1 protein-coding gene is annotated in these 1,425 nt (G+C 66.0%); it reads left to right on the top strand.

The window, feature by feature from the left end; genetic code table 11:
* Positions 1-229 precede the first annotated feature (229 nt).
* Positions 230-1,425: IS110 family RNA-guided transposase (locus ABD164_RS17745; protein WP_344297993.1), on the top strand; the 1,196-nt coding region annotated here is incomplete at its 3' end.

Below are 1,425 nucleotides of genomic sequence, written 5' to 3'. Positions count from 1 at the left end.
GCACGGCGCAACGATGGGCATGTCGCGACCGACGCCGATGGGTCTTAGCGCCAGCGAGCCTGGTATCGAGCCTGGTGTGGAGGGCTTCCGCGGGTACCGCGGATTGGTGCGATCCGGCCGGTGATCGGCTGGAAGAGCCCGTCGAGTAGATTCCTGAATCTGATCCCGCCCTCTTCGCGACACCGGCGGCGCCGACCGGTCCGCCGCGGGTCCAGTTGGGGAGGATGTCATGGATATCGTCTATGAGCGGGCCGCGGGGATGGATATCTCCAAACGCGACGCGAAGGTATGCGTCCGGGTCCCGAGTGATCGGCCGGGCCAGTTCCGCAAACAGGTCTCGACCTATGGTGCGACGACCGGTGAAGTACTCCGTCTCCGCCGGGATCTGGAAGACGCCGGCGTCGGGGTCGTCGTGATGGAAGCGACCGGCGATTATTGGAAGCCGTTCTTCTTCGTCTTGGCTGAGACGTTGAACGTGCAACTGGTCAACGCGAAGCAGGCGCGGAACATCCCGGGCCGCAAGACCGACGTGTCCGACGCGACCTGGTTGGCGGAACTGGCCGCGCACGGACTGCTGCGGGCCTCGTTCGTTCCCCCGGAACCGATCCGGCAGTTGCGGGACCTCACTCGCACCCGCACTCATCTGGTGCAGGAGGAGAACCGGGAGTGGGCGCGGCTGGAGAAGAATCTCGAGGATTCCGGGATCAAGCTCTCCTCGGTCGTCTCGACGCTGAAGATCGTCTCGGCGCGGCGCATGCTCGACGCGCTCGTGGCCGGCGAACGCGACCCGCACGTCCTGGCGGGGATGGCGCATACATCGATGCTGAAGAAGTCCGGCGCGCTCGTCGAAGCGTTGACCGGGCGGTTCACCGATCACCACGCGTTCATGGTGAGCCTGCACCTGGACCGCATCGACGCGATCACCGCGAGCGTGTCCGCCGTCGAGGAACGCATCGACGAGGTGATGCAACCTTTTCAGGTCGCCCGGGAGCTTCTGAGCACGATCCCCGGGATCTCGACCTTGGTCGCTGACGTCATCATCGCCGAGATCGGTGTGGACATGAGCGTGTTCCCCACGCCCGGGCACCTCGCCTCCTGGGCGGGTGTCTGCCCCGGCCAGAACGAGTCCGCCGGTCGAGTCAAGTCCACCCACACCCGCCCCGGTGACGGCTACCTGAAAGGCACCCTCGGGATCGCGGCCCTCGCGATCAGCCGTATGGACAACAACCGGCTCGCGGCCCGCTACCACCGCGTCCGCGCCAGGACCACCCGGTTGAAGGCGATCGTCGCGATCGAGCACACCGTCCTCGTCATCGTCTGGAACATGCTCCGCAGCGGCCTCGCCTACGACGATCTCGGCCCCGACTACTACCAACGCCGCAACCCCGACCGGACGAAGAACAGGGCCCTTCGACAACTCGAAGC

The sequence above is a fragment of the Agromyces neolithicus genome, from assembly GCF_039529735.1.
In the GTDB taxonomy this organism is placed as follows: domain Bacteria; phylum Actinomycetota; class Actinomycetes; order Actinomycetales; family Microbacteriaceae; genus Agromyces; species Agromyces neolithicus.
This window is presented reverse-complemented; position numbering and strand designations above follow the sequence as displayed.